The organism is Priestia sp. P5_B4, from assembly GCF_056400385.1.
Genome location: NZ_JBFULJ010000165.1, coordinates 1 through 6,449, shown reverse-complemented (window position 1 = coordinate 6,449; position 6,449 = coordinate 1). Strand labels below are relative to the sequence as shown.

General features: G+C 37.2%; 8 protein-coding genes and 1 pseudogene. 8 read left to right on the top strand and 1 reads right to left on the bottom strand.

The window, feature by feature from the left end; genetic code table 11:
* The 7 genes and pseudogenes from AC1DRF_RS13990 to AC1DRF_RS13960 all read left to right on the top strand — a co-directional run.
* Positions 1 to 213, top strand: a pseudogene (locus AC1DRF_RS13990) (DinB family protein); the annotation flags it as partial.
* 133 nt (positions 214 to 346) lie between these two features.
* The gene (locus AC1DRF_RS13985; protein ID WP_013057146.1) at positions 347 to 562 is read left to right on the top strand and encodes a DUF378 domain-containing protein; all 216 of its coding nucleotides are present in this window, start codon (positions 347 to 349) and stop codon (positions 560 to 562) included.
* A gap of 134 nt (positions 563 to 696) precedes the next feature.
* Positions 697 to 882: a hypothetical protein gene (locus AC1DRF_RS13980; RefSeq protein ID WP_043982567.1), complete on the top strand. Its 186-nt coding sequence runs from the start codon at positions 697 to 699 to the stop codon at positions 880 to 882.
* Between the two features lie 390 nt (positions 883 to 1,272).
* Complete coding sequence (locus AC1DRF_RS13975) at positions 1,273 to 2,079, top strand: cobalamin-binding protein (protein WP_427076503.1); 807 nt, start codon at positions 1,273 to 1,275, stop codon at positions 2,077 to 2,079.
* 18 nt (positions 2,080 to 2,097) lie between these two features.
* The gene (fabZ, locus tag AC1DRF_RS13970; RefSeq protein WP_323619097.1) at positions 2,098 to 2,523 is read left to right on the top strand and encodes a 3-hydroxyacyl-ACP dehydratase FabZ; all 426 of its coding nucleotides are present in this window, start codon (positions 2,098 to 2,100) and stop codon (positions 2,521 to 2,523) included.
* A 136-nt stretch (positions 2,524 to 2,659) separates the two neighbouring features.
* Positions 2,660 to 2,935 carry a hypothetical protein gene (locus tag AC1DRF_RS13965; protein ID WP_016764214.1) on the top strand — a complete coding sequence of 92 codons (276 nt, stop codon included), beginning with the start codon at positions 2,660 to 2,662 and terminating at the stop codon, positions 2,933 to 2,935.
* Between the two features lie 176 nt (positions 2,936 to 3,111).
* Positions 3,112 to 3,732, top strand: a complete 621-nt coding sequence (locus AC1DRF_RS13960; RefSeq protein WP_043982570.1) for an NUDIX hydrolase — start codon at positions 3,112 to 3,114, stop codon at positions 3,730 to 3,732.
* 35 nt (positions 3,733 to 3,767) lie between these two features.
* On the opposite strand, the gene AC1DRF_RS13955 is transcribed toward AC1DRF_RS13960, so the two are convergent.
* Positions 3,768 to 4,412, bottom strand: coding sequence for an SDR family oxidoreductase (locus AC1DRF_RS13955; protein WP_427076502.1), 645 nt, complete (start codon positions 4,410 to 4,412; stop codon positions 3,768 to 3,770).
* Positions 4,413 to 4,823: 411 nt separating this feature from the next.
* Between AC1DRF_RS13955 and AC1DRF_RS13950 the strand changes: the two genes are divergently transcribed.
* Positions 4,824 to 6,335 (top strand): class I adenylate-forming enzyme family protein, encoded by a 1,512-nt coding sequence (locus AC1DRF_RS13950; protein ID WP_477740958.1) that lies wholly within the window; start codon positions 4,824 to 4,826, stop codon positions 6,333 to 6,335.
* Positions 6,336 to 6,449: the final 114 nt, after the last annotated feature.

Sequence of the window (6,449 nt, the reverse complement as noted above, 5' to 3'; positions counted from 1 at the left end):
CTTGAAGAAATTGCGAATGTGTTGAAAGATCAAGCACATCGTATTAAAGAGTTCATGCCCCAGCAGTTTGATAAGCAGTTAATCACACCTTTTACAAACAAAGCCGGCATCAACTTTACAACAGTTGGCGAAACGTTTTTATTCAGCTTCTATCACGAAGCGATGCATGTAGAAACGATTAAGCAAATCGGGAAAGCTGCAGCTGCACAATAAGAAAATAAAAAAGAATAAATCACATATTCTTTATAACTATTTTACATAGCGCCTATGCATATACTGATCTATGCAGCGCATAAGATGTAACATGAGCTGCTTTTCCTAATGCAGTTCGCAAGGAGGTGACAACGTGAAATTTCTTTCAGGTTTAACGACTCTTCTTGTGATTTTAGGCGGTTTAAATTGGTTAGCTGTAGCACTAGGCGTGAATGTAGTAGAAGAGCTATTTGGCTCTTGGGATTGGTTAGTAACAACGATTTATTGGTTAGTTGGCCTGTCTGCTCTTTATCAAATTTTTGATAAGTTCTTCGGAACGGGAGCGAGTGTCAAAAGCAAAGCGCTATAATAAATATTATTTTTTATAATCTCTTTAGGGAGTTTGAATGTATATTCAAACTCCCYTTTTCATGGATAAAAGACGTGACAACTTTACAAAATACGGTAAAATAAGGTAATAACCAAAAAAATAGGAGGAATGAGATGGAGCTTTGGGGTGTAGTACCTATCTTAGTGTTYGGAGTTCTTTATATAGGAATCATTGCTGGTATTATAGCTGTTATCGTTATAGTGTTAAAGCGAATGCAGGAGAGAAATCAATATTTACGTGAAATACGGGATGAACTGAGAAATCAAAACAGAGCAACTATAGCAGAAAATAAAGAATAGAAGAGGGTTTAATAGATGAAGAAAAGTGTACTTTCTATATTTTTTATCGTAAATCTTTTTTTATTTACTGTTTATTATTTAATCAAGGATACATCTTTCAGCTAAAGAATCTACCTTACATATGGGCTATTTATTTACTTCTTGGCACCTGTTTAGCTTTTTATTATATGCTGCGATATAAACAAAAAAAAGACGGACAGGTATTGCTTTCAATCGGCATTTTAACTACAAGCATTAGTTCACTTGGCTGTTTAGTTTTCTTTTACTTCTTTTATCACGCGATGGGCGGATAAAGAGCACCAAAAGCAGGGACTTCAGTGAAAGTCTCTGCTTTTTATATTTGGATCTATTGTATAATAGAAAAAAAGAAATGAATGCAGGAGGGGAACTATGCGAATTGTTTCGCTTTGTCCAAGCAATACAGAACTAATAGCGTATTTAAAATGTGAGCATTTGCTCGTAGCAATTGATGATTATTCCGATTGGCCGCAGTCTATTCAAAGTCTGCCGCGTTTAGGTCCCGATTTATCTATTAATATGGATGCGGTGGAAGAAGCTAAACCCGATTTAGTCCTAGCATCACTAAGCGTTCCTGGAATGGAGCGAAATATTGAAGAACTTAAAAAACGAAAGCTTCCTTATGTCGTATATAATCCTAATTCGCTAGAAGATATCCGTCAAAATCTACAGGATTTAGGTCAGCGATTAAACATTGAAACAAAAGCAGCTGAACTGTTAAAGCGTTATGATCAGTTTCTTTCTACATATAAAGGGATTGCAAATCAAATTGATGAAAAAGCCACTGTATACTGGGAATGGTGGCCAAAACCTGTCTTTACTCCTGGCAAAGCAAACTGGCTGACTGAAATTAGTGAGTTAGCGGGAGGAGAAAATATATTTGCTGATCATAAAGAAGCAAATGTACAGAGTAATTGGGAAGAAGTGTTCAAACGAAATCCACAACATATTTGTCTGGCTTGGGTAGGCGTGCAGACAAACAAAGTAAATCCGACTATTTTACATAAAAGACCCGATTGGTCCGATATGTGTGCCATTAAAGAACATCGCGTACATGTACTAGAAGAATGGCTGTATTGTCGTCCTTCACCTAGGTTGCTGTTAGGGTTAAAAAAACTCGCGGCGCTTCTTCATCCAGATACGTTTCCTGCATTTGACGGCAAGGACCCCTTATTATAAGAAAAAGGAGCGATACATATGAAAGATATAAAACAAATAAAACATACCATTCAACACCGCTATCCTTTTTTACTTGTTGATCGCATCTTAGAGCAAGAAGAAGGAAAGCTTGCGATAGGGATTAAACAAGTAACAGCAGATGAACCTTTTTTCCAAGGCCACTTCCCGGACTATATGGTAATGCCAGGGGTACTTATTGTCGAAGCTCTTGCCCAGCTTGGTGGGTTTGCCATGGCTGCGGATGACCAACAAAAAGGAAGACTTGCCTTTTTAGCGGGAATAGACGAATGTCGTTTTAAGCGTCAAGTAAGGCCAGGAGATACACTGCGTTTAGAATTTGAGGTTCTCAAGCAGCGCGGAAAGATTGTAAGAGGAAAAGGAAAAGCATTTGTAGACAGCGAGTTAGCTTGTGAAGCGGTCATTACCTTTGCTCTTGATATATAATACAAACCAGGATAAAGCGTATTGAAGGAAACCGCCTTATGCCATAAGGCGGTTTTTTGTAAATACCTTAGTCAAACTTCCTTTTGATGAAAGAAGAAACGGGGTATAGAAGAAAAAAGGGAGAGGGGAGAATGCGGTGAGAACATTAACGGAAGTTGTTGTATTACTCACACTATTGGGTACGTATATAGGCATCTCACTACTTGTCTACAAACGAAAAAGAACGAATCCGTTTTTCTACAGCATTTACTTTTATTTAGCTACCAGCGTCATTTTGATTTGCTTGGTTATCTTTTGGCTTCAGCTTCGTTTTGGACTCACTGATAAGCAAGTAGGAGGATTGCTTATCAGTGTGGTTGCATTCTTTTTACTTATTTATGGGTTGTTAAAAACAAAACAAAAAGACAGGTAGCCGATGCTATCTGTTTTTATTTATATTCATGTTATATATTTTTATCAATTGTAGTGTCAATTGAATGGATCTCTTCATATACTAAAGATAACAGCTTTCTTTTGCAGGTTAGTTGACATCGTAGCTTATAACTCGCTATTCTTTTGATAATTCATTTTGTGAAAGGAAGTGGACGTATGGATACATCCCGTATTATAGCTAAGTTAGAAAATCGGATACCGACAATTCTTGGAATGGAGCAGTTTTCTCGCTTCGGTATTCTTGTTCCGCTTATTGAAAAACAAGGAGAACTGCATGTTTTATTTGAGGTAAGAGCGCTCGATTTACGAAGACAGCCAGGAGAAATTTGCTTTCCAGGAGGGCGTGTCGAGAAGACGGATGCAGACGAAAAAGAAACGGCTATCCGTGAAACATCCGAGGAGTTAGGGATTACGCCTGAATCTATTCAGCAAGTACAAGCTTTAGATTATATTGTTTCTCAATTTGGAACAATCATTTATCCCTATGTAGGTTTTATTGATGAGTCGCTTGAACTTCGACCGAATCCTTCGGAAGTAGCAGAAGTATTTACCGTGCCTCTTTCTTTTTTTCAGCGTACCGAACCTGATATACACAATATCCATTTCAGAGTAGAACCCGAACATAATTTTCCTTATGACGCGATTATTGGTGGTGAAAATTATAATTGGCAAACAAGAGAGATGGAAGAACATTTTTATTACTATGAAGACCGAGTCATATGGGGACTGACAGCAAAAGTGATTTATCATTTAATACATGTACTAAATGATAAATAAAAAGCAGCGAATACGGATTCGCTGCTTTTTTTATATTAAATAGATTGAATAGCCTCTGCGATAGGCGTATCGCCTGAAACTAAATCAAAAGAACGTCCGAATGTATGATCTTCACTTAGCGTTTCAACTACCACACGCGCTACATCTTCGCGAGGAATGGATCCGCGCTCTTTGTTCTCCCCAGTATCTACACGTCCTGTTCCTGGTTCGTTTAACAATCCGCCTGGTCGAACAATTGTATATGTTAATCCGCTTGCTTCTAAGATTTTATCTGCATAATGTTTGGCTACATAGTAAGGAATTAGTGAAGTATTCCAGTTTTCACGGTGATGTGCTTGAAGTGCGCTTACCATGACAAATCGTTTAATACCTAAATCTTCTGCAGCTTCCATCGCTTTTACCGCACCGTCTAAATCAATTAAAAGTGTCTTATCATGGCCTGTGTTTCCGCCTGATCCTGCGCTAAAGATAACGGCGTCACAGCCTTTCATCACTTCCTTAATTTCGTGTACAGTGCCTTCTAAGCTTGCAAAAGCCGTTTCGATACCTCTTGCCTCAAGTTCTTTTGCTTGTTCTTCTTTACGAACCATCGCACGTACAGTGTGCACATCACTTTCATTCAAAATGTTTACAATATGTTGGCCTACTTGACCATTCGCACCAATTACAAGAACTTTCATGTCTAAATTTGCTCCTTTCAAATCCAAATGCTTATATATTATTGTTTCATATTCACCGTTTTCATTCAATAAATGAGCTCAAAATCCGGTGAATAAGGGGAAAGTAAGAAAATATATTAAAAAAATGAAAAACAAGAAATAAAAACTAATTTACAAACAAAAAAAGGAAAAAAATAGTTCGTTAAACCCAGTGTCTGAACTATTTAAATTTTGTAAAATTTTATCAAACCCTTGGTAATACAACACTTCTTAAAAACAGCATCTCTTTTAACATTTCCCGATACAACCTATATAAACACATTTTGATAATTTTAAACTTTTACTTCGGAAAAATTTTTTGTTATTATGTTTTAGTCATTAAAATATTCATGAACGAAATATTTAGTCCGAGCGGACAAAGGAGAGGATAAAATGAACACATTACAATACTTAGTCGCAGAACGTGCAGAGATTTCTCCTCAACATGAAGCACTAGTTGAACATAATGAACGTTATACATTTAATGAATTTCATGAAAAAGTAAATCAATTGTCTCATTACTTCTTAGAGAAAGGCATTCAAAAAGGAGATCGCATTGGTATTTTAGCTCATACAAGCATTGCTTACCCAGTCGTTACAATGGGAATTTTACAAGTGGGAGCAGTCGTTGTTCCATTAAGTAAGAGCATGACACCTTATGAACTGGATAGCATTATTAAGAGCGGACAGTTAAAAGCGATTATCCACCACAACGAATTTACGTCTGTATTAGAAAAAGCGGAACAAACGGATGAACTTAGCTTTACGTTAAAAATTGAGGATGCAAAAGAATTTACAACTCAATTCTCAGCGTATGACACAAACACACCAGAAGCACTTCCTGAAGTACTTCCTGAAGATCTAGCATTGATGATGTTCACATCTGGTACAACAGGTAAGTCAAAAGGATGTATGATTGCACACGGATCGGTAAGTGCCTTTTTAAATTCTGGCGGACAGGAAGAACGTGCAAATATTGATAAAAGCATGCGTTATTTGTTTGTTCATCCATTCTTCCACATGAGTTCGATGAGCATTTTATTTATGTGCATTAACACAGGAAACACAATGGTATGTTCTGAAGAAACAGATCCAGCTAAAGTAATTGAGGTAATTGAAAAAGAAAACATTAAAATGCTGTTTGCACTACCACCGGCATTAAAATACATCGTAGAAGAGCTTGAAAAAGGAGATCACTATGATTTCCCTCTAAAACTTGCTGTGTCAGGCGGAACAAAAGTATCAGAGTCTTTAATCGAACAATATGATCGTAACGGAATGATTTTAGCTCAAGGGTACGGAAGCACAGAAGCTTGGATTATCAGTTCATGGCATCCTCAAATGGGATGGAAGAAAGTAAGCTCTGCTGGAAAACCTGCTCCACATGTGGAAGTTAAAATTGTAGACCCCGAAACACGTCAAGAAGTTCCAACTGGAGAAAAAGGTGAAGTACTTGTACGAAGCCCTTATCTATTTAAAGGCTATTGGCAAAACGAAGAAGCAACAAACGCTGTCTTACAAGATGGCTGGTTAGCGATGGGTGATGCAGGTCGATTAGATGAAGACGGATTTCTTTACATTGAAGGACGCTATAAAGATGTAATTGTATATGGAGGAGACAACATCTACCCAGATCAAGTAGAAGAAGTTGTCCTAGCAGCAGATGGGGTGTTAGAAGCGACAGTTGTCGGCATGCCTGATGATGTGTACGGCGAAGTTCCATATGCATTTGTTGTTAAACAAGAAGCATCTGCTTTAACTGAAGAAGATGTAGTGAACTTCTGTAAAGAACGATTAGCACCATATAAAGTACCAACTGTTGTATTTGTTTCATCACTTCCTAAAAACAGCGTAGGAAAAGTGTTGAAAAACGAAGTGAAAAAACAAGCCTTAGCAAACGCATAATAAAAAAAGCGGCCTTTATAGCCGCTTTTTTTATATTTATTGCTGTAATTTTTGAGATATTTTTTTCATAATGTGAAAGTATTGATCTCTTTCTTCTTCTGATAAGTGTGAAAG

Excerpts from the sequence above, each read along its gene's own strand:
- AC1DRF_RS13975 (WP_427076503.1), top strand. The coding sequence starts at position 1,273 with ATGCGAATTGTTTCGCTTTGTCCAAGCAATACAGAACTAATAGCGTAT.
- fabZ (WP_323619097.1), top strand. The coding sequence starts at position 2,098 with ATGAAAGATATAAAACAAATAAAACATACCATTCAACACCGCTATCCT.
- AC1DRF_RS13960 (WP_043982570.1), top strand. The coding sequence starts at position 3,112 with ATGGATACATCCCGTATTATAGCTAAGTTAGAAAATCGGATACCGACA.
- AC1DRF_RS13955 (WP_427076502.1), bottom strand. The coding sequence starts at position 4,412 with ATGAAAGTTCTTGTAATTGGTGCGAATGGTCAAGTAGGCCAACATATT.
- AC1DRF_RS13950 (WP_477740958.1), top strand. The coding sequence starts at position 4,824 with ATGAACACATTACAATACTTAGTCGCAGAACGTGCAGAGATTTCTCCT.